Consider the following 20649-nt stretch of genomic DNA (forward strand, 5'->3'; position numbering starts at 1 on the left):
GCGCGAAGCGCCCCCGGGACTCACATCAACGCGACAGGTAGACGGTCAGCGTCTGCCCCGGCTTGAGCGCATGCCCGCTGCGCGGATTCCAGCGCTTGAGGTGTTTCATCTCGACATTGAAGCGCTTGGCCACCAGGTAGTACGAGTCGCCCTTGCGTACCTTGTACTGGGTCGAGCGCTGCTTCGAATCGGCCACGCGATTGGCCGCCGCGCTCGGCGCGCTGCCGCCACGCAGGGCCAGTACCTGGCCAACCTTGAGGTTGTTGCCGCGAATGCGGTTCCAGCTTTGCAACTGCTTGACCGACACCCGGTTGGCCTTGGCGATGCTGCCGAGGTTGTCGCCACGCTTGACCCGGTAGCTGCGCGCCGCCGGCGCCTTGGCTTCGGCCAGGGCAGCCTGGAACACGGCCTTGTTCGGCTGCAGGCTGACCAGTTCCTCGGGCTTGAGGTTGGACATGCGATCGTTCAGTAGTTGCGCCTTGGCGGTCGGTACCAGCAGTTGCTGCGGGCCGTCCACGGTCATGCGCTTCTTGAATGCCGGGTTGAGCTGGATCAGCTCGTCTTCGTCGATGTCGGCGAAGGCGGCGACCCGCGACAGGTCAAGACGGTCGTTGATGGCGACCGCTTCGAAATAGGGTTCGTTGGCGATCGGGTTCAGATTGATCCCATAGGCCGCTGGGGTGTTGACCACCTGCGACAGGGCCAGCAGCTTGGGTACGTAGTCGCGGGTTTCCTGCGGCAGCGGCAGGTTCCAGTAGTCGGTCGGCAGGCCCAGGCGTTCGTTGCGCTCGATGGCGCGGCTGACGGTGCCTTCGCCGGCGTTGTAGGCCGCCAGGGCCAGCAGCCAGTCGCCGTTGAACATGTCGTGCAGGCGATTCAGGTAGTCCAGCGCGGCGTTGGTCGAGGCGGTGACGTCACGGCGACCGTCGTAGAAGTTGGTCTGGCGCAGGTTGAAGTGGCGCCCGGTGGACGGGATGAACTGCCACATGCCAGCGGCATGCGCACGGGAATACGCCATCGGGTTGTAGGCGCTCTCGATGGCCGGCAGCAGCGCCAGCTCCAGCGGCATGTCGCGCTCTTCGAGGCGCTCGACGATGTAGTGCAGGTAGAGGCTGCCGCGCTCGCCGGCGTTCTCGAGGAACGACGGGTTGCTGGCGAACCACAGGCGCTGCTGTTCGATGCGCGGGTTGACGTCCATGCCGTCCTGCAGTGTGAAGCCTTGGCGCATGCGCTCCCAGACATCCTGGGGCGGTGCCTGCTCCTTGGCCTTGACCACCAACGGTGCAGGCTTGTGCTTGAACCGCGCCTGGTAATTGTGCGCGCGAACGCTGTCGGATTCGTCGAGCTGACGGGTGCTCTGGCACCCGACCAGGGTGGCGGCCAGCGCCAGCGCACTGATCTGTGCCAGTCGCGTCAGGGCGACCGAATGAGCGGTTCTGCGGCTACGGGAAGACATCGGCGGGAACGGTTATCCGGGCAAAAAAGTTGGGCGATTCTAGAAACCGGTCCCGGCCGGGTCAACCTTTGGGGGTGCGCTGCGATATATCTCGGGGTTATCAGAACACGTCTTTCCAAGACCTCAAGGCAGCAAAAACAGTGGCTTGGCTTGGGTTGGAATGCCCCTTCCATTCGTCTGCTTTTTGTTTAACGGATGTTTCAGCGGTGCGCAGGAATGGATTGGTCAGTCGCTCCAGACCGATGGTTGATGGCAATGTGATGCGATTGTCGGCGCGCAGCCGGGTAACGTCCTCGAACCGTTGGTGAACGTGTGGGTTGTCGGGTTCGACGGCACAGGCGAAGCGCAAGTTGCTCAGGGTGTATTCGTGGGCGCAGTAGACTTCGGTTTCGCCAGGCAGGCCGGCCAGGCGTTGCAGCGAGTGGTGCATCTGCTCCGGGGTGCCCTCGAACAGGCGCCCGCAACCGGCGGCGAACAGGGTGTCGCCACTGAACAGTAGCGGCGTGGGCGATTGCGCAGTGTAATAGGCGATGTGCCCCAGGGTGTGGCCGGGCACGGCCATGACCTCGAACGTCAGGCCCAGTGCCTGGACCTGCGCGCCGTCCTCCAGGGCGATGTCGCGACCAGGGATACGTTCGTTGGCCGGGCCGTGGACCCGGGCGCCGGTGGCCTGCTTCAAGGCCTCGACGCCGCCGACATGATCATGGTGGTGGTGGGTGACGAGGATCGTCTCCAGCACCCAGTCGGGATGCTGGCCGAGCCAGGCGAGCACCGGCCTGGCATCACCGGGATCGACCACTGCGCAGCGGCGATTGGCAGTATCCTGTAACAACCAGATGTAGTTGTCGTTGAAAGCGGGTAGGGCATCGATCTGTATCATGTGCGGATCCGTATCGCCAAGCCTGGACATTGGGGGCATCTTAGCCGCGATGGCGCGGCCGGAGAACCTTCGAGGGAGAATGCAATGACCGACCAAGCCTTCGCCCAGGCCGACCCTGACTGGGTCGAACTCATCCGCCTGGCTCGCGACTGGTTCGATGGGCCTCTGGGGCAGTTGATGCTCAAGGAAGAGGAAAAGTTGCTCGAGGAAGAGCTGCGGCGCTTTTTCGGTGGCTACCTGGTGCATTACGGCCCCTGTGCCGAGCCCCCGCCCAATGCGCCGCAGGTGCAACGCAACGTGCGCCTTGGCGCGCCGCTGCCGGGCGTGGAGATCGTCTGCGAGGAACAGGCCTGGCCGTTGTCGGAGCACGCCGCCGATGTGGTGGTGCTGCAGCATGGCCTGGACTTCAGTCTTTCGCCCCATGGCCTGCTTCGTGAAGCGGCCAGCGCGGTGCGTCCTGGCGGTCACCTGCTGATTGTCGGCATCAATCCCTGGAGCAGCTGGGGCCTGCGCCACTTCTTCAGCCGTGGCGCGTTGCGCAAGGCGCGTTGCATCCCGCCGTCGCGGGTCGGCGACTGGCTCAACCTGTTGGGCTTCGCGCTGGAGAAACGCCGCTTCGGGTGCTATCGTCCGCCGCTTGCCTCGCCGGCCTGGCAGCAACGCTTGGCGGGCTGGGAGCGGGTGGCAGGCGGCTGGCAGAGTGCTGGCGGTGGGGTCTACCTGCTGGTGGCGCGCAAGATGGTGGTCGGCCTGCGGCCGCTGCGTCTGGAGCGGCGCGAGCCGATGGGCAAGCTGCTGCCGCTGCCGTTGGCCAAGGTCAACCGTAGCGCCACCCACCCCGATTCCGAAAAGCACTGAACACGAGTGGTACATGAGCGATAGCGTCGAGATCTACACCGATGGTGCCTGCAAGGGCAATCCCGGCCCGGGCGGCTGGGGCGTCCTGATGGTTTTCAAGGGCGTCGAGAAGGAACTGTGGGGCGGCGAGCGCGAGACCACCAACAACCGCATGGAGCTGATGGCCGCGATCGAGGGCCTGAAGGCGCTCAAGCGCGAGTGCGAGGTGATCCTGACCACCGACTCTCAGTATGTGATGAAGGGCATCAACGAGTGGATGACCAACTGGAAGAAGCGCGGCTGGAAGACCGCCGCCAAGGAGCCGGTGAAGAACGCCGACCTGTGGATGGCCCTCGATGAACAGGTCAACCGGCACAAGGTGACCTGGAAGTGGGTGCGCGGGCATATCGGTCATCCGGGCAACGAGCGGGCCGACCAGTTGGCCAATCGCGGGGTGGACGAGGTTCGGGCCCAGCGCTGAAAGCAGTTGCAAGCTGCAAGCGGCAAGCCACAAGTAAAAGCGGGTCTGATGTGCGGCTGCTCTTTACTTGAGCTTGAGGCTTGAGGCTTGCAGCTTGCAGCTTGCAGCTTGAGTTATACTCCCACCCCGAATTCAAGCACCGCCAGTTGGAGTCCCCCGCGTGGAGCAGCAAGACAAACGGTTCATCATCCTCGATACCGAGACCACCGGCATGCCAGTGGCCGAGGGCCACCGCATCGTCGAGATCGGTTGCGTCGAGGTCGTTGGCCGGCGCCTGACCGGGCGGCACTTCCATGTCTACCTGCAGCCCGATCGCGAGAGTGACGAAGGCGCGATCAACGTCCACGGCATCACCGATGCCTTCCTGGTCGGCAAGCCGCATTTCGTCGACATCGCCGACGAGTTCTTCGACTTCATCCAGGGCGCGACCCTGGTCATCCACAACGCAGCGTTCGACGTCGGTTTCATCAACAACGAGTTCGCCCTGAGCGGCCACCCCGAGCGGGCCGACATCACGCAGCACTGCACCATCCTCGATACCCTGATGATGGCGCGCTCGCGCCATCCTGGGCAGCGCAACAGCCTCGACGCGCTGTGCAAACGCTACGGCATCGACAACTCTGGCCGTGAGCTGCACGGCGCGCTGCTCGACTCGGAACTGCTGGCCGACGTCTACCTGGCGATGACCGGTGGCCAGACCAGCCTGTCACTGGCGGGAGATGGCGCGCAGGGCGAGGACGGGCAGGGCAGTACCGGCAGCGAGATCCGTCGGATTACCGGCCGTGCGGCGGGTAAGGTGATCATGGCCAGCGAGGAAGAGCTCGAGGCCCATGCAGAGCGCTTGGCGGCCGTTGCCAAGTCAGCCGGTGGGCCGGCGATGTGGCAGGCGCTGACCGAGGCCCCCGCCAGCTGATTTGCCAGCAGTACTGGCCCTTTCGCGGGTAAACCCGCTCCCACAGGCTATCCCCGAACCTGTGGGAGCGGGTTTACCCGCGAAGAGGCCGGCACTGACAACACCAGCCTCAACTACCCTGAGGGGAAAAGCCCCGCAGAGGTAGCCGCCCGATGTACAAGGACCTCAAGTTCCCCATTCTCATCGTCCATCGGGCGATCAAGGCCGACAGTGTCGCCGGTGAGCGTGTGCGCGGCATTGCCGACGAACTGGCCCAGGACGGTTTCGCCATCCTCGCCGCCGCCGACCAGGCCGAAGCGCGGTTGGTGGCCGCCACTCATCATGGCTTGGCCTGCATGCTGATCGCCGCCGAAGGCGCCGGCGACAGTTCGCACCTGTTGCAGAACATGGCCGAGCTGATCCGTCTGGCCCGTTTGCGCGCGCCCAATCTGCCGATCTTCGCCCTGGGCGAGCAGGTGACCCTGGAGAACGCCCCGGCCGAGGCCATGAGCGAGCTCAACCAGTTGCGCGGCATCCTCTACCTGTTCGAAGACACCGTGCCGTTTCTCGCCCGCCAGGTCGCGCGTGCCGCGCACAACTATCTTGACGGCCTGTTGCCACCGTTCTTCAAGGCCCTGGTGCAACACACCGCGCAATCGAACTACTCCTGGCACACGCCGGGGCACGGCGGTGGCGTGGCCTACCACAAGAGCCCGGTGGGGCAGGCCTTCCACCAGTTCTTCGGCGAGAACACGCTGCGTTCGGACCTGTCCGTCTCGGTACCCGAGCTGGGTTCGCTGCTCGATCACACCGGGCCGCTGGCAGAGGCTGAGGCGCGGGCGGCGCGCAACTTCGGTGCCGATCACACCTTCTTCGTCATCAACGGCACCTCCACCGCCAACAAGATCGTCTGGCATGCCATGGTCGGTCGCGATGACCTGGTGCTGGTGGACCGCAACTGCCACAAGTCGGTGGTGCATGCCATCATTATGACCGGTGCCATCCCTCTTTACCTGTGCCCGGAACGCAACGAGCTGGGCATCATCGGGCCGATTCCGCTCAGCGAATTCAGCCCCGAGGCGATCCAGGCGAAGATCCAGGCCCATCCGCTGGCCCAGGGGCGCCCCCCCAGGATCAAGCTGGCGGTCGTCACCAACTCCACCTATGACGGGCTGTGCTATCACGCCGGCCTGATCAAGCAGGCCCTTGCGGGCAGTGCCGAGGTGCTGCATTTCGACGAAGCCTGGTTCGCCTACGCCGCCTTCCATGGCTTCTTCGCCGACCGCTACGCCATGGGCACGCCGCGTGGCGACGATGGCCCGCTGCTGTTCAGCACCCATTCCACCCACAAGTTGCTCGCGGCGTTCAGCCAGGCCTCGATGATCCATGTACAGGATGGGGCCACCCGTGCGCTGGACCGCGACCGCTTCAACGAAGCGTTCATGATGCATATCTCCACCTCGCCGCAGTACAGCATCCTCGCCTCGCTGGACGTGGCCTCGGCGATGATGGAAGGGCCGGCCGGGCATTCGCTGTTGCAGGAAATGTTCGACGAGGCGCTGAGCTTTCGCCGTGCCCTGGCCAACCTGCGCGAGCACATCGCCGCCGACGACTGGTGGTTCAGCATCTGGCAGCCACCGCTGGCGCAGGGCGGCGAGCGGCTGGAGGCGGCGGACTGGCTGCTGCGGCCAGGGGACGACTGGCATGGCTTCGCCGAACTGAGCGACGACTATGTGTTGCTCGACCCGCTCAAGGTCACCCTGGTGATGCCGGGGGCCGGCGGTGGAGGGGGTGAGCAGGGCATACCGGCTGCGGTGGTCGGCAAGTTTCTCTGGGAGCGAGGACTGGTGGTGGAGAAGACCGGCCTGTACAGCTTCCTGGTGCTGTTCTCGATGGGCATCACCAAGGGCAAATGGAGTACGCTGCTCACCGAGTTGCTGGAGTTCAAGCGCCACTACGATGCCAATACCGCGCTGGCCGACTGCCTGCCCAGCGTGGTGACGGGCCAGCCGTCACGCTATCAGGGATTGGGGCTGCGCGACCTGTGCCAGCAGTTGCATGGGTTCTACCGCAGCAACGCCACCTCCAGGCAGCTCAAGCTGTTGTTCACCCGTCTGCCCGACGTGGCGATGACGCCAGCCGAAGCCTATGACCGGATGGTGCGCGGGGACGTGGAGGCGGTGCCGATCGAGCAGCTGCTTGGCCGGGTCGCGGCGGTGATGCTGGTGCCCTACCCCCCTGGGATTCCCTTGATCATGCCGGGCGAGCGGTTCACCGAGGCGACCCGTTCGATCCTGGTCTACCTGGATTGTGCTCGGGCGTTCGACCAAGGTTTCCCGGGGTTCGTCGCCGACGTGCATGGCCTGCAGCGCGAGGGGCCGCTGTACACCGTCGATTGCGTCAAGGAATGCGGATGATCTCGACGCCGGTCTGGGCCAGTTCGAAACGGTCGTCGCCCAGGTGATTGACGCGATCGCCGATGGCCAGTCGATAGCTGGTAATCGGCGCGCCGAGGGTGCTGCCGTCCGCCTGGAGGGTGGACTCCTGGAATTCGTGGACGGGGTAGATGCGGCCTTCGGCGTCTCGGGCGTGGAACTGGCCGACCATTACTGCTGCCATTTAGCTGGAAACCTCTGAATCGTGTAGGAAATGTCTGTAGGCATAGACAAGCGAAATGCTTCGGAAGTTTTCCGTCAGGTGGAAAAAATCCAGGGATACGAGGAACGGTCATCTATAACTAACAGGTCCCATTCCCTGAGTAGAGGTTGCAAAACGCCATGAGCCAGGTCTATTCGGTAGCGGTCGTCGTCGGCAGCTTGCGCAAGGACTCCTACAACCGCAAGGTGGCCCGCGCGCTGTCTGAGCTGGCGCCGTCCAGCCTTGCCCTGCGGATCGTCGAGATCGGCGACCTGCCGTTGTACAACGAAGATGTCGAGGCCGATGGGCCGCCAGAGGCGTGGACGCGTTTTCGTGACGAGATCCGTCGCAGCGACGCGGTGCTGTTCGTGACGCCGGAGTACAACCGTTCGGTGCCTGGCGGGTTGAAGAACGCGATCGATGTGGGCTCTCGGCCTTATGGAAAGAGCGCCTGGAGCGGCAAGCCGGCGGCGGTGGTCAGTGTCTCGCCCGGGGCGATCGGTGGCTTTGGCGCCAACCATGCGCTGCGCCAGTCGCTGGTGTTTCTCGACATGCCTTGCATGCAGATGCCCGAGGCCTATATCGGTGGGGCGGCGACGCTGTTCGATGACAGCGGCAAGCTGAACGACAAGACCCGGCCGTTCCTGCAGGGCTTTATCGACAGGTTCGCGTCGTGGGTGAAGCTGAACCGGGCAGTCTGATGGTTCTCGGTTGTCTGCACTGACGCCTTCGCGGGTAAACCCGCTCCCACAGGAAAATCACCGACTTCAAAGGCAGTGATATCCCTGTGGGAGCGGGCTTGCCCCGCGATGATTCTCGACATCAGGCGCTCTGCGGCATCTCTCCCTTGGCCAACCGCCGGTTGATATCGGCAATCACCTCGGGCAGCTCGTTGATGGTGTCGATCAGGTAGTGAGGGCGTGAGCCTGCGAACATCGCGTGAATGCGCGTGCGTTCGCTTTCCAGCTTCTGCGCGCTCAGTGCCCGGTAGCCTTCCCAGGTCAGGCCCAGGGCATTGCCCGAACACACCAGTGCCACGGTCCACATCCCGGCACGGCGGCCTTCGAGGATCCCCGGCACGGTGTCGTCGACCTTCACGCAGGCTGCCACATCGTCGATGCCCAGGGCGATCACGTTGGCCAGGGCCTGGGCCGGCCACGGACGACCGTTCGGCGTCTCGTCGGTGGCCACCACGTGGTCGGCGACGTAGCCGTTCTGCGCGGCCAGCTCGACCACCTTGTCCATCACCACTTTCGGGTAGCCCGAGCAGGAACCGATCTTCAGGCCGTCCTTGCGCAGCCCGGTCAGGGTCTCCAGCGCGCCGGGAATCAGCGCCGAGTGCACGGCGATCTTCTCGATCTGCAGCGGCATGAAGCGTTCGTAGATGGCGGTGACGTCGTCGTCGGTCGGCGTGCGGCCGAACACCTTGCGATAACGCTCGGCGATTTCCGGCACATCGCACAGGGTGCGAATATGGTCCCACTTGCCCATGCCCATCGGGCCACGAGCCTCCTCGATGGATACCTGCACATCGAACTCGGCGAAGGCCTCTACGAAGATCTGGGTCGGGGCGAAGGAGCCGAAGTCGACCACGGTGCCGGCCCAGTCGAGGATGGCGGCTTGCAGCTGGGTGGGGTTGCTGTAGTTCATGTGCGCGTTTTCCTTGAATTGGGTAGGCAGAGGGTCAGATGTCCAGCACTTCCATTTCCCGCAGCACCTCGGCCACGGCGTCCACGGCGGCTTGCATGCCGGCCGCGCCGACCACGCCGATGCAGCCGACGCGGAAGGTCTCGACCTGGGTCAGCTTGCCCGGATAGAGGATGAAGCCCTTGGCCTTGACCCGCTCGTAGAAGTCCTTGAACTGGTAGCGCGGATCTTTCGGCGCGTGGAAGGTGACGATGATCGGTGCCTGGATGTCGGCGGGCAGGAAGCTCTGCAGGCCGATGTTCGCCATGCCGTCGAGCAGGGTCTTGCAGTTGTCGGCGTAGCGCTGGTGGCGGGCGGGCAGTCCACCCTCTTCGTTGTACTGCTGCAGCGCTGCGTGCAGGGCGGCGACCACGTGGGTCGGCGGGGTGAAGCGCCACTGGCCGGTCTTGGCCATGTACGCGTGCTGGTCGTGCAGGTCCATGGCCAGGGAGTGGGCGTTGCCTTCGGCGGCGGCCAGCGCGTGCTTCTCGGCAAACACGAAGCCCATGCCCGGCACGCCTTCCAGGCATTTGCCGGAGGCGGCGATCAGCGCCTCGAAGGGAATCTCGCGGGCGTCGATCGGCAGCGCGCCGAACGAGCTCATGGCGTCGATGATCAGGCGCTTGTCGTGGCGCTTGATCACCTGGGCGATCTCGGCCAGCGGGTTGAGGATGCCGGTGCTGGTCTCGCAGTGGATCAGCGCCACATGGGTCACGGCAGGGTCGGCGGCCAGCAGGCGGTCGACGTCGGCGGCGGTGGTCGGCTGGTCCTCGGCGGTTTCGAAGGTGCTGTAGCTGCGGCCCAGCACCTTGCAGATCTTGGCCAGGCGCTGGCCGTAGGCGCCGTTGATCAGTACCAGCACCTTGCCGTCACGGGGCACCAGGGTGCCGATCGCTGCTTCGACGGCGAAGGTGCCGCTGCCTTGCAGGGGTACACAGTGGTGGCTGGTGCCGCCATCGATGATGGCCAGCAGTTGCTCGCAGACGCTGGCGGTCAGCTGGTTGAAGTCGCGGTCCCAGGAACCCCAGTCCACGAGCATGGCCTGGCGGGTGCGGATCGAGGTGGTCAGGGGACCGGGGGTCAGCAGGATCGGGGCGTTGCTCATTCCGTGGTTCCTCACTTGTGGTGGGCTGGAAAACTATGGAGGCTAGGTTGCAATTCGCTGACTCATCAATCAAATTGTTTGTAGATATGCCAGCCATAAGTAAGGCCGATAGATATGAATCTGTTCCAGCTCCGTGCTTTCGATGCCGTGGCCCGTGAGGGCAGCTTCACTCGTGCCGCCGAGCGTCTGTTCATCAGCCAGCCCGCGGTGACCGGGCATGTGAAGGCGCTGGAGGAGCACTACCAGATCACCTTGCTGCGCAGAACCGCCAGGCGGGTGGAGTTGACCGAAGAGGGTACGCGCCTGGCGGCCATCACCCGGGCCATGTTCGGCCTGGCCGAGGAGGCCCAGGCGATGCTCGAGGCCAACCGTCAGTTGCTGACCGGGCGCCTGGAGGTGGCCGCCGATGGACCGCACCGGGTCATGCCGATGCTGGCGCAGTTACGCGAACGCTACCCCGGCATCACTGTCAACCTGCGGCTGGGCAACGCCCAGGAAACCTTGGCCGCATTGCTGTCGGAACATGCCGACGTAGCAGTGCTGACCGAGATCGAACCGCGCAAGGGACTGCACCTGCAGAGCCTGTGCCAGTCGCGTCTATGCGCTTTGCTGCCGGCGGGGCACGCCTGGGCGGCTGGCGAGGCGGACTTGCCGCTGGCCGAGCTGGACAAGCAGATCATGGTGCTGCGCGAGCCCAGCTCGACCACCCGCCGGACTTTCGACAAGGCCTGTGTCGAGCAAGGGGTGCAGCCAAGGGTGTTGCTGGAGCTGGACAGTCGCGAGGCGGTTACCGAGGCGGTGGCGGCGGAGCTGGGCATCGGCGTGGTGTCGTCCACCGAGGTAGCCCATGACCCGAGAGTGGTGGCGCGTCCGCTGAGCGGTTCGGGTCTGGTCAATCAGCACATGGTCGGCTGCCTGGAACGGCGCCGCGATTTGCGCCTGATCCAGGCATTTCTTGGCCTGGCGGCTGCCGCGTGATGGCTGTTTCGAGCGCGGCGGCCTAAGATGGCCGGCACACAGCCGACTGGACCGTCGATGAGCGAGAAAGACACCATTTCCATGCAACTGGTGCGTGAAGCGCTGTTGCAGAGTTGCCCGGCGGGCCAGCCCGATGTCGGCTTGCTGGCCCGGGCGGGCATCGAGATTGGTCAGCTCGACCTGCCCGAGGCGCGGGTCAGCGCCGAGGCCTATGCCCGGCTCTGGCGCTTGTTGGCGCGTCGTTGCAACGACGAGTTCTTCGCCATGGACCCGCGCGGCCTGCGCAGCGGCAGCCTGGCCTTCATGTGTCGGGCGAGCATGGCGCAGCCCACCCTTGGCGCGGGTCTGGAGGTCGTGCTGGGGTTTTTGGCGCTGATGCTCGAAGACCTGCAACCGAGTCTGGTCCGCCAGCAGAGCCTGGCAGAGATCGTCATCAACGAGCCGCGCGAGCAGCCGCGACGCGCGTTCACCTACTTCACCTTCTGGATGATCGTGCATGGCGTCGCGTGCTGGCTGGCCGGCCGGCGGATTCCGATCCTGGCCATCGAACTGCGTTGCGCAGAGCCGCCGTTCTGTGACGATTACCGGGTCATGTTCTCGCAGAACCTGACGTTCGAGCGCCCACGCACGCGCATGATCATCGCCGCCGATAGCCTGGCCCTGCCGATCCGGCGCACGCCGCAGGAGTTGCAGCGGTTCCTGGCCGAAGCGCCGGGCAACATCCTGGTCAAGTACCGTGATCCCGGCAGTTTGGCGCTACGCATTCGTAGGACTTTGCTGGAGATCGAGCCAGGCGCATGGCCGGATGCGCAGACGGTAGCGCAGAACCTGTGCATGTCGGTAGCCACTTTGCGGCGGCGCTTGTCCGAGGAAGGGCACAGTTACCAAGGCATCAAGGACAGCCTGCGTCGGGAGTTGGCGATCGCCTGGTTGGCAGAGGCAGGGCTTGGCCTTGGCGATGTCGCGCAACGCCTGGGTTTCGCCGATGCCAGCTCGTTCTACAAGGCGTTTCGCAAGTGGTTCGGCTGCAACCCGGGTCATTACCGCAACCTGATTGTCCAGGGCGAGACGCTGCATCGGCCGGGGTCGCTTCCCTCTGGGATGGGGGCGTCGAGCTGACTAGTGTCGAGCGTCCTCAAAACAGCAGGATGCTATTTTCATGTCAGCGACTACAACGCCCCAATCAACAGCGGCTATCACGCCGCACGCGCTCACGGACGACTTCATCAAGGCGCAACTGCCTGATTGGCTGAAGAACGCCAAGGCGGAGCAGCTCGATGCCTTGCGCGATTGTCTCAAGGCTCACGATACCAGCGCTCGGCAATTGTCCCAGGCCACCATTGGATTGCTGTCGCCACAGCAATTCGCCGAACAGGTGTTCAAACCGCTTCTGGATGGTCTCGACAAAGGGGGACACGACGTCAAGGCCCTGCAGTGGCTGGATATCCGGCGAGGTGTCTCGACGGTGATCAGCACGCCTTACTACGAGCAGCGGGAAGTGCGTTTTCCCGCGCTTTTACGCCTGATGCAGGGGTTCGCCCAAGGGGCGCGGTTCTTCGATGGCAGTGGCGTGGTACAGCCTGGCAGCACCACGGTGCTGTCCGGCGACGCCGATGACTTTGCCGCGCGTTGTCGGGCATTGGATGCCGGCAGGCAATACCAGGACCTGCTGGACCGGCAGCTCAGCGCGACGACGCTGGCGCTGCTGGCCACTCACCAGCGCAGCGGATTTGCCCTGGCCTGCCAACAGGCGCTCATGCAAGGTCATCTGACCGAGCAGCAGCACACCGCACTACGGTGCCTGAGCAACGACTTGCCCAGCCCATCGGGGGCGCCGCTGCGCGCCAGCGCCGGGCAGTTGCGCATGCTCGATTGCACGCTGGTCAACGCCCTGCTGATCCAACTGTACGATCACAACGACAATGAGGCTGGTGTGCTGCTGTATCTGCCGTTCGATCATGAGCGGCCGCTACGCCGCTTCGAATCATTCGGCCTGCTGACCCAGTACCTGGCAGTGGCGTTGCACGCCCAAGACTACAAGGGCAATGTACGTGGTTTGGTGCGTCTGAACGATCAGCCAGGCTTTCTCGCAACCTTGAGCAAGCGGTTGTCCGACGATGTGACCGACCTCGATCTGGACAGCATTGCCGCGCCGGACAATGTGTTCGCCTTGCTGGCGCGCAGCCAGGTGGCGCGACTCAGGGCTGATGGCAGGCTGATGTTGGTCTCCGCCGCCGATGCCGATCACCAGGCCGCCGAGCGCCGCATCAAGCGTTGGGAGGAAATCGGCCTGGGTTTGCTGGGTGTCGCGGGCATGGCGGTACCTGCCATTGGCGTGGTGCTGCTCGGCAAGCTGCTGATGGACACCCTTGGTGAGGTCTATGCCGGGGTGCGGGACTGGCGGCAGGGCCATCAGCACGAGGCCCTGGATCATATGATCGAAGTGGCCAAGACGGTCGCGGTGACGGCGGTGACGGCAACCGGTGCGGCGTTGGTCGCGCGCGGTTTCGCCGGCAGCGCTTTCGTCGATGCGCTGGAACCCGTCGAGCTCGACGGTGGCAAGCAACGGCTGTGGAATCACGATTTGAGCGTCTACGAGTCGACGCCCGAGCAGCCGGTGCTGCAGGAAAACGGCCTCTATGCGTCCCGTAGCCGACACTGGTTGCGCGTGGACCAGCGTTACTACGAAGTACGGCAGGCGGCCCCTGAGCAGCCATGGCGCCTGTGCCACCCCGAAGACCAGGCGGCGTTCGCGCCGAGGGTCGAGCATAACGGCGAACGTTGTTGGCGCATCTGCCTGGAGCGTCCGCAGGAATGGGATGATAGCTGCGCCATGCTCAATCGCCTGTGGCCTCATCAGTCGCCGCTGGACGTGGAGCGTACCGAGCAGATCCTGACGGTGGCGGGCGTCGACCAGGACGAGCTGCGCGGTGTGCTGGTACAGAACCGGCCCGCGCCGGTCAATCTGCGTGACACGCTGCGTCGATTCGAGGCCGATGCGAGAATTACTGCTGTGTTCGAGGCCGCGAAGGCCCCGAACGCGACGCTGGAGGATGCCGAGGTGCTGGCGTGGTGCCGTACCCGGCCAGGTACGCAGACCGTGGATGCGACTGACGCAGCGGCGTGGCTCGCCGATCGGCAAGGTGAATTGCAGGGGATGCTTCTTGAGCATCTGACGCGCATCGCTCACCCGAGCAATTCGTTGTTCGCACTGGTAAAACGGGATTTCCCCGGCTTGCCCGATGCGTATGCCGAGGAAGCGGTGAGAGATGGCGACGCGGTGGTCGAGCAGGTGGCCAGGGTCGAGGCACGCGTGCCGTACACGGTCGCCACTCGGGCACGTTCGCTGTTACAGCTGGCGCGGCTGAACCGGGCGGTGGAGGCTCTGTACCTGAACAGCGTCTATTGCGAGGATGCTGGCCTCCTTGTCATGCAACTGCTCAGAAATCTGCCGATGTGGCCGAGCCGTGTCGGCCTCGAACTGCGCGCGCAGGATGGTCGGATGCTGGCGATCACCAATCCGGCGGTGGCGAGCGACGCGAGAATCGTGCTCACCCGACGTAATGGTGAGTTCCGCTTGTATGACGCGCAAGGCAGCGAGCGTGACCTCGAGGTGGCCGCGCCGGGGGATCTCTTCCAGGCAATCGTCGCCGCGCTCGACGCGGACCAGCGCAGCGCGCTCAAGCTCGACCCGAGCGACCCTGCGCAATCGTTGCGCCTGGCGTTGATCAAGGCATTGCCGGCAAAACGCAGCGATTGGTACCCGTTGCTTGACATGCAGGCGTCCACGCCATGGTTCAACCCCGGAAAAAGGTTGCCCGACGGCCGGGTCGGTTACCCGCTCGGCGGGCGATCCTCGAGAAACGCCACGCGCAATGGCGCCCGCATCCTCAGAGAGCGCATTCGCGCACTTTATCCGGTCTTCGACGATGCGCAGGTCGAGAGCAAGGTCGCGCAACTGCAACGTGATCCGCTGGGCAGGGGAGCCCTGCAAGCGTTGTTGTTCGAGGAGAACAATTACAACTTGCTCGACAACGCGCTGCGTGGATGGGCGCAAACGCATTCGCCGTCGGTATCACCGGCATTGCGTGGCATCGTGGCCAGGCGCTTGCGTGAGGCGTGGCGCTATGAAAGTGAGGTGATCTACAACAGGGAGGGGGAGGTGCAAGGCAGGGTGCTCGACCTGAGTAATTGCCGAATTCAGGAGCTGCCGACACTGCCGGAACAGGTCGACCTCACGCACATCACTAACCTGGTGATGTGCCGAATGGAGCTGCGGGAAGTCCCCGGCAGATTCCTGCGGTGTTTCGATGGCTTGCGTTTCCTGAATGTGAGCAACAACCAGCTGATCGCTCTGCCGCCAAGCATCGCACAGTGCGAGAACCTGATTGAACTGCGGGTTTCGGGCAATCGCATCGAAATGGACGCGGCGGATGAGCAGTTGCTTGCGCAAATGCCCCATTTACGGACAATCGACCTCAGCCATAACCCGATTCGCGTACTGAACCTGCGTTTCAATGAGCCGACGCAATTGCGGCGCCTGTACGTGAGCCGCTGCCGGTTGCAGGCGATGCCTGCCGGATTGCAAAACTGCGCTTTCCTGTCGTTTGCCGACCTCAGTGGCAACCAGATCCAGACGGTGCCTGGCGAGCTGCTGAGCATGCCGGCGGAGTTCAGGTACCGGCTGCGCACGGACTTCAACCCGATGTCAGCGCAGATGCGCCGAGAACTCTATTGGATGGACCCGGTTCACAACCATGGAGCGGAAATTGTCCGCGAACTCATCCCTACGTCTGCCAAGGAGCGCTGGATCGCGCTTGCGCCCGAGGCCGAGCGAGGGAGTAGCAGGGCACTGTGGGAGCGCCTGGAAGGCATGGCGGACAGTCGTGAGTTGTTCCGTTTGCTGAGCGCACTCACCGAAACGGCGGACTTCGGTTCTGCCAGCGAATACCTCGCCGGCCAGCTGTGGGAGTTGTTGCAGGCCATCGACGGCGATGCGACCTTGCGTGAGCTGATTTTCGCCAACTCCAGCGAGCCAGGCGAGTGCGTCGACAGGATCGCTGATCGCTTCAGCGGACTATTGATCCAGAGGATGGTGCACCAAGCCACGACGAAGGCTGCAACCGGCAAGGGCGGGGAAGAACTGCTCAAGTTGGGCCGGCAGCTGTTCCGGCTGGAGCAAGTGGACTTGCTGGCCAGGGATGAGGCAGCGCGAAGGGCGGTGGGGGGCGCATACGTCGATGTGCTCGAAGTGGTGATCGGCTATCGCATCGCGCTGACCAAGGAGCTGGATTTGCCAGGGCAGCCAAGGAACATGCAGTTCGTGTCGTTGGCGGACGTCACCGACGCTCTCAAGCAGTCGGCATTGGCGGCGGTGAAGGCAAGCGAGACGGACGAGGCGCTGGCGAAGAGCCTCGCGGGGCGTGAGTTTTGGCGCAAGTATGTGGACGCACGGCACGCGGCGGTATTCGCCGAGATACTCGAGCGCTTCGGCGCAGAAGGCACGAAGCTCGACGAAGACAAAAGCCTGAGCAGTGCGGAGTATGACCGTCGTTGGCGTGTGCTCAAGGTCAGGCGCGAGCAGGAGGAACATGCCGTGACGATCCAGTTCGCCCACGAAGCCCTGAATATGCAAGCCGCCGGGCAGGCGCTCGATTCGGTCGAATCCGCTCAGCCTGATTGACAGCTTTGGCCATTGCCGGATGAGCTGACCGGCGCGAACATCGTCAGACCGATGTGTACTCCAACAATAAGAAACCAGGAGTCTGACGATGCGCGATTACGCCGAGGCCGCACGCTCGTTCGACCATGCCCGGGCCGCTGCCGCGGCGCTGCATGGCAACCTCGATGCCCTCAATGCCTGTGTCGAGTGCTGCGACCGCCACAGCGGCAGCGACAAGCCCGCCCTGATCTGGGTAGACCGTGATGGCAATGGTGGGCGCCATACCTTCGATCAACTGCAGGACTTGGCCGCACGCTTTGCCAATGTGCTGAAGGCTCAGGGTGTCAAGGCTGGCGATCGGGTCGCCGGGCTCATGCCGCGCACGCCCGAGCTGCTGGTGACCATTCTCGCCACCTGGCGCCTGGGCGCGGTGTACCAGCCGCTGTTCACCGCCTTCGGGCCAAAGGCCATCGAGCACCGCCTCGAGCAGTCCCATGCCAAGGTAGTGGTCACCGACCGCAACAACCGCTCCAAGCTCGATGAGGTAGCGGGCTGCCCCTTCATCGTCACGGTCGGCGCCGCCGAAGGCGAAGCGGACTTTCATCGCAGCCTCGACGCAGCCGCCCGCACTTGCGAGCCGGTGATGCGAACCGGCGATGATCCCTTCCTGTTGATGTTCACCTCGGGCACCACAGGCCCCGCCAAACCGTTGGAAGTACCGCTGCGCGCGATCGTCGCGTTTCAGGGCTACATGCGCGATGCCATTGGCCTGCGTCCGGATGACAGCTTCTGGAACCTGGCCGATCCCGGCTGGGCCTATGGCCTCTACTACGCGGTGACCGGGCCACTGTCCCTGGGGCACGCCACCACCTTCTACGACGGCTCGTTCAGCGTCGAAAGCTGCGCGCGGGTCATCGACAAGCTGGGTATCACCAACCTGGCGGGCTCGCCGACGGCCTATCGTCTGCTGATCGCGGCAGGCAGCGCATTCTCGGCACCGATCAAGGGGCGCCTGCGGGTGGTCAGCAGTGCCGGCGAACCGCTCAATCCCGAGGTGATCCGTTGGTTCGCCGACGAGCTTGGGGTGACCATCCATGACCACTACGGCCAGACCGAGCTGGGCATGGTGCTGTGCAACCACCACGCGCTGGCGCACCCGGTGCATCTTGGCTCAGCCGGCTTCGCCATTCCCGGGCACCGCATCGTGGTGGTGGACGAGCAGGGCAACGAACTGCCTGCCGGTCAGCCCGGCATCCTCGCGGTGGACCGTGAGCAGTCGCCGCTGTGCTGGTTCGCCGGTTATCACGAGCGGCCGACCAAGGCCTTCGTCGGCAAGTACTATCTCTCCGGCGACACCGTCGAGCTCAACCAGGACGGCAGCATCAGCTTCGTCGGCCGCAGCGATGATGTGATCACCACTTCGGGCTACCGGGTCGGCCCGTTCGATGTGGAGAGCGCGCTCATCGAGCATCCGGCCGTGGTCGAGGCGGCGGTGGTTGGCAAGCCTGACCCGGAGCGCACCGAGCTGATCAAGGCCTTCGTGGTCCTGGCCCAGGGCTTCGATGGCAGTCCCGAGCTGGAGGAGAAGCTGCGCCAGCACGTGCGTCAGCGTCTCTATGCCCACGCCTACCCACGTGAAATCGAATTCGTCGGCGAGCTGCCCAAGACCCCGAGCGGCAAGCTGCAACGCTTCATCCTGCGCAACCAGGAAATCGCCCGACAACAAGCCGCGCAGCCGATCGCTGCGGGCGCCTGAAGGAAAACAATCATGCACATTGCGAACAAACACTTCATCGTCAGCGGCGCGGCCTCGGGCCTGGGCGCCGCCACCGCGCAAATGCTCATCGAGGCCGGCGCCAAGGTCATGCTGGTCGACCTGAACGCCGCCGCCGTCGAGGCCAAGGCCACCGAACTGGGTGCCAATGCCCGCTTCGCGGTAGCCGACATCAGCGACGAACAGGCCGCCCAGGCGGCGGTCGACGCCGCCGTCGGCGCCTTCGGCCGCCTGCACGGGCTGGTCAACTGCGCCGGCATCGTCGGCGCCGAGAAGGTCCTGGGCAAGAATGGCCCGCACGCCCTGGGCAGCTTCGCCAAGGTCATCAACGTCAACCTGATCGGCAGCTTCAACCTGTTGCGCCTCGCCGCCGCGGTGATGGCCGAGGGGCAGGCCGACGAGGGTGGCGAGCGAGGCGTGATCATCAATACCGCCTCCATCGCGGCCTACGATGGCCAGATCGGCCAGGCGGCCTATGCCGCCTCGAAGGGCGCCATCGCCAGCCTTACCCTGCCGGCCGCCCGCGAGCTGGCGCGCTTCGGCATCCGCGTGATGACCATCGCCCCTGGCATCTTCGAGACCCCGATGATGGCCGGCATGACCGACGAAGTACGCGCTTCGCTGTCCGCCGGCGTGCCGTTCCCGCCACGCCTGGGGCGCCCGCAGGAATACGCCGCGCTTGCCCGCCACATCATTGAAAACAGCATGCTCAACGGCGAGGTGATCCGCCTCGACGGCGCGCTGCGCATGGCTGCCAAGTAAGGAGAACCGAACATGAGCCTGAACCACGATCCGATTGTCATCGTCAGCGCCGTGCGCACGCCCATGGGCGGCCTGCAGGGCGACCTCAAGAGCCTGACCGCGCCGCAGCTGGGCAGCGCGGCGATTCGTGCCGCCGTCGAGCGTGCCGGTATCGACGCCGCCAGTGTCGAGCAGGTGCTGTTCGGCTGCGTGCTGCCGGCCGGGCAGGGCCAGGCGCCAGCCCGCCAGGCTGCGCTCGGTGCCGGCCTGGACAAGCACACCACCTGCACCACCCTGAACAAGATGTGCGGTTCGGGCATGCAGGCGGCGATCATGGCCCACGACCAGCTGCTGGCCGGCAGCGCCGACGTGATCGTCGCCGGTGGCATGGAAAGCATGACCAACGCCCCGTACCTGCTGGACAAGGCCCGTGGCGGTTACCGCATGGGTCACGGCAAGATCATCGACCACATGTTCATGGACGGTCTGGAAGACGCCTACGACAAGGGCCGCCTGATGGGCACCTTCGCCGAGGACTGCGCGCAGAAGGGCGACTTCAGCCGCGAGGCCCAGGACGCCTTCGCCATCGCTTCGCTGACCCGTGCGCAGGAGGCGATCAAGAGCGGCCGTTTCGCCGCCGAGATCGTTCCGGTCGAAGTCACCGAGGGCAAGGAAAAACGCGTCATCAAGGATGACGAGCAGCCGCCCAAGGCACGCCTGGACAAGATCCCGCAGCTCAAGCCAGCCTTCCGCGAAGGCGGCACCGTCACCGCGGCCAACTCCAGCTCGATCTCCGACGGCGCCGCCGCGCTGGTGCTGATGCGTCGCTCAGAGGCTGAGAAACGTGGCCTCAAGCCGCTGGCGGTGATCCATGGCCACGCGGCCTTTGCCGACACCCCGGCGCTGTTCCCCACCGCGCCCATTGGCGCCATCGACAAACTGCTCAAGCGCACCGGCTGGAACCTGGCCGAGGTGGACCTGTTCGAGATCAACGAGGCCTTCGCCGTGGTCACCCTGGCGGCCATGAAGCACCTCGACCTGCCCCATGAAAAGGTCAATATCCACGGCGGCGCCTGCGCTCTGGGCCACCCGATCGGCGCCTCGGGCGCGCGCATTCTGGTGACCTTGCTGTCGGCGCTGCGCCAGAACAACCTGCGTCGCGGCGTGGCGGCCATCTGCATCGGCGGTGGCGAAGCGACGGCCATGGCGGTCGAGTGCCTGTACTGAGGTGGAACATGCTGGTAACTGAAGAGCAACAACAGATCGCCGACGCCGTGCGCGACTTCGCCCAGGAGCGCCTGAAGCCGTTTGCCGAGCAATGGGACAAGGAGCATCGTTTCCCCAAGGAGGCCATCGAGGAGATGGCCGGCCTGGGCCTGTTCGGCATGCTGGTGCCGGAGCAGTACGGCGGCAGCGACACCGGCTATGTGGCCTATGCCATGGCCCTGGAAGAGATCGCCGCCGGTGACGGCGCCTGCTCGACCATCATGAGCGTGCACAACTCGGTGGGCTGTGTGCCG

General features: G+C 64.7%; 16 protein-coding genes and 1 pseudogene. 12 read left to right on the top strand and 5 right to left on the bottom strand.

The features are described from left to right. Positions 1 to 25 precede the first annotated feature (25 nt). Positions 26 to 1456 carry a lytic transglycosylase domain-containing protein gene (locus N5D48_RS21120; RefSeq protein WP_279887715.1) on the bottom strand — a complete coding sequence of 477 codons (1431 nt, stop codon included), beginning with the start codon at positions 1454 to 1456 and terminating at the stop codon, positions 26 to 28. Between the two features lie 100 nt (positions 1457 to 1556). Beyond that, positions 1557 to 2336: a hydroxyacylglutathione hydrolase gene (gene gloB / locus N5D48_RS21125; RefSeq protein WP_279887717.1), complete on the bottom strand. Its 780-nt coding sequence runs from the start codon at positions 2334 to 2336 to the stop codon at positions 1557 to 1559. An 84-nt stretch (positions 2337 to 2420) separates the two neighbouring features. On the opposite strand from gloB, the gene N5D48_RS21130 reads away from it, so the two are divergent. The 4 genes from N5D48_RS21130 to N5D48_RS21145 all read left to right on the top strand — a co-directional run bounded on the left by N5D48_RS21130 (position 2421) and on the right by N5D48_RS21145 (position 6963). Further along, complete coding sequence (locus N5D48_RS21130) at positions 2421 to 3194, top strand: methyltransferase domain-containing protein (protein WP_279887718.1); 774 nt, start codon at positions 2421 to 2423, stop codon at positions 3192 to 3194. Between the two features lie 13 nt (positions 3195 to 3207). Then, positions 3208 to 3654 carry a ribonuclease HI gene (rnhA, locus tag N5D48_RS21135; protein ID WP_279887720.1) on the top strand — a complete coding sequence of 149 codons (447 nt, stop codon included), beginning with the start codon at positions 3208 to 3210 and terminating at the stop codon, positions 3652 to 3654. A gap of 211 nt (positions 3655 to 3865) precedes the next feature. Then, a complete protein-coding gene (gene dnaQ / locus N5D48_RS21140) occupies positions 3866 to 4567 on the top strand; it encodes a DNA polymerase III subunit epsilon (RefSeq protein ID WP_279887739.1) in 702 nt (233 codons plus the stop codon). Positions 4568 to 4719: 152 nt separating this feature from the next. Next, positions 4720 to 6963, top strand: a complete 2244-nt coding sequence (locus tag N5D48_RS21145) for an Orn/Lys/Arg decarboxylase N-terminal domain-containing protein (protein ID WP_279887722.1) — start codon at positions 4720 to 4722, stop codon at positions 6961 to 6963. On the opposite strand, the gene N5D48_RS21150 is transcribed toward N5D48_RS21145, so the two are convergent. Then, the gene (locus tag N5D48_RS21150) at positions 6947 to 7165 is read right to left on the bottom strand and encodes a hypothetical protein (RefSeq protein ID WP_279887723.1); all 219 of its coding nucleotides are present in this window, start codon (positions 7163 to 7165) and stop codon (positions 6947 to 6949) included. The genes N5D48_RS21145 and N5D48_RS21150 overlap by 17 nt on opposite strands. Positions 7166 to 7323: 158 nt before the next feature. On the opposite strand from N5D48_RS21150, the gene N5D48_RS21155 reads away from it, so the two are divergent. After that, positions 7324 to 7884 carry an NAD(P)H-dependent oxidoreductase gene (locus N5D48_RS21155; RefSeq protein ID WP_279887724.1) on the top strand — a complete coding sequence of 187 codons (561 nt, stop codon included), beginning with the start codon at positions 7324 to 7326 and terminating at the stop codon, positions 7882 to 7884. 121 nt (positions 7885 to 8005) lie between these two features. Here N5D48_RS21155 and phnX read toward each other — a convergent pair whose 3' ends face one another. Both phnX and N5D48_RS21165 read right to left on the bottom strand, forming a co-directional pair. Next, positions 8006 to 8833, bottom strand: coding sequence for a phosphonoacetaldehyde hydrolase (phnX, locus tag N5D48_RS21160; RefSeq protein WP_279887726.1), 828 nt, complete (start codon positions 8831 to 8833; stop codon positions 8006 to 8008). A 34-nt stretch (positions 8834 to 8867) separates the two neighbouring features. Continuing rightward, positions 8868 to 9974: a 2-aminoethylphosphonate--pyruvate transaminase gene (locus N5D48_RS21165; protein WP_279887727.1), complete on the bottom strand. Its 1107-nt coding sequence runs from the start codon at positions 9972 to 9974 to the stop codon at positions 8868 to 8870. Positions 9975 to 10088: 114 nt separating this feature from the next. Between N5D48_RS21165 and N5D48_RS21170 the strand changes: the two genes are divergently transcribed. The 7 genes and pseudogenes from N5D48_RS21170 to N5D48_RS21200 form a co-directional block, all read left to right on the top strand. Beyond that, entirely contained in the window at positions 10089 to 10952 is an 864-nt protein-coding gene (locus tag N5D48_RS21170; protein ID WP_279887729.1) for a LysR substrate-binding domain-containing protein, read from the top strand. A gap of 57 nt (positions 10953 to 11009) precedes the next feature. Then, entirely contained in the window at positions 11010 to 12071 is a 1062-nt protein-coding gene (locus N5D48_RS21175; RefSeq protein ID WP_279887731.1) for an AraC family transcriptional regulator, read from the top strand. Between the two features lie 40 nt (positions 12072 to 12111). Continuing rightward, positions 12112 to 16635, top strand: coding sequence for an NEL-type E3 ubiquitin ligase domain-containing protein (locus N5D48_RS21180; protein ID WP_279887733.1), 4524 nt, complete (start codon positions 12112 to 12114; stop codon positions 16633 to 16635). Positions 16636 to 16723: 88 nt separating this feature from the next. Then, positions 16724 to 18370 carry an acyl-CoA synthetase gene (locus N5D48_RS21185; RefSeq protein WP_279887734.1) on the top strand — a complete coding sequence of 549 codons (1647 nt, stop codon included), beginning with the start codon at positions 16724 to 16726 and terminating at the stop codon, positions 18368 to 18370. Between the two features lie 12 nt (positions 18371 to 18382). After that, the gene (locus N5D48_RS21190; RefSeq protein ID WP_279887735.1) at positions 18383 to 19150 is read left to right on the top strand and encodes an SDR family NAD(P)-dependent oxidoreductase; all 768 of its coding nucleotides are present in this window, start codon (positions 18383 to 18385) and stop codon (positions 19148 to 19150) included. A gap of 12 nt (positions 19151 to 19162) precedes the next feature. After that, the gene (locus tag N5D48_RS21195) at positions 19163 to 20356 is read left to right on the top strand and encodes an acetyl-CoA C-acyltransferase (protein ID WP_279887737.1); all 1194 of its coding nucleotides are present in this window, start codon (positions 19163 to 19165) and stop codon (positions 20354 to 20356) included. Between the two features lie 8 nt (positions 20357 to 20364). Further along, positions 20365 to 20649: pseudogene (locus N5D48_RS21200) on the top strand (acyl-CoA dehydrogenase); the annotation flags it as partial.

The sequence above is a fragment of the Pseudomonas sp. GD03858 genome (assembly GCF_029840925.1).
Lineage (GTDB): Bacteria > Pseudomonadota > Gammaproteobacteria > Pseudomonadales > Pseudomonadaceae > Aquipseudomonas.

Coding starts and splice junctions, on each gene's coding strand:
- N5D48_RS21120 (WP_279887715.1), bottom strand. CDS start 1,456: ATGTCTTCCCGTAGCCGCAGAACCGCTCATTCGGTCGCCCTGACGCGA.
- N5D48_RS21190 (WP_279887735.1), top strand. CDS start 18,383: ATGCACATTGCGAACAAACACTTCATCGTCAGCGGCGCGGCCTCGGGC.
- N5D48_RS21175 (WP_279887731.1), top strand. CDS start 11,010: ATGAGCGAGAAAGACACCATTTCCATGCAACTGGTGCGTGAAGCGCTG.
- dnaQ (WP_279887739.1), top strand. CDS start 3,866: ATGCCAGTGGCCGAGGGCCACCGCATCGTCGAGATCGGTTGCGTCGAG.
- rnhA (WP_279887720.1), top strand. CDS start 3,208: ATGAGCGATAGCGTCGAGATCTACACCGATGGTGCCTGCAAGGGCAAT.
- N5D48_RS21165 (WP_279887727.1), bottom strand. CDS start 9,974: ATGAGCAACGCCCCGATCCTGCTGACCCCCGGTCCCCTGACCACCTCG.
- phnX (WP_279887726.1), bottom strand. CDS start 8,833: ATGAACTACAGCAACCCCACCCAGCTGCAAGCCGCCATCCTCGACTGG.
- N5D48_RS21145 (WP_279887722.1), top strand. CDS start 4,720: ATGTACAAGGACCTCAAGTTCCCCATTCTCATCGTCCATCGGGCGATC.
- N5D48_RS21155 (WP_279887724.1), top strand. CDS start 7,324: ATGAGCCAGGTCTATTCGGTAGCGGTCGTCGTCGGCAGCTTGCGCAAG.
- N5D48_RS21170 (WP_279887729.1), top strand. CDS start 10,089: ATGAATCTGTTCCAGCTCCGTGCTTTCGATGCCGTGGCCCGTGAGGGC.
- N5D48_RS21180 (WP_279887733.1), top strand. CDS start 12,112: ATGTCAGCGACTACAACGCCCCAATCAACAGCGGCTATCACGCCGCAC.
- N5D48_RS21185 (WP_279887734.1), top strand. CDS start 16,724: ATGCGCGATTACGCCGAGGCCGCACGCTCGTTCGACCATGCCCGGGCC.
- gloB (WP_279887717.1), bottom strand. CDS start 2,336: ATGATACAGATCGATGCCCTACCCGCTTTCAACGACAACTACATCTGG.
- N5D48_RS21150 (WP_279887723.1), bottom strand. CDS start 7,165: ATGGCAGCAGTAATGGTCGGCCAGTTCCACGCCCGAGACGCCGAAGGC.
- N5D48_RS21195 (WP_279887737.1), top strand. CDS start 19,163: ATGAGCCTGAACCACGATCCGATTGTCATCGTCAGCGCCGTGCGCACG.
- N5D48_RS21130 (WP_279887718.1), top strand. CDS start 2,421: ATGACCGACCAAGCCTTCGCCCAGGCCGACCCTGACTGGGTCGAACTC.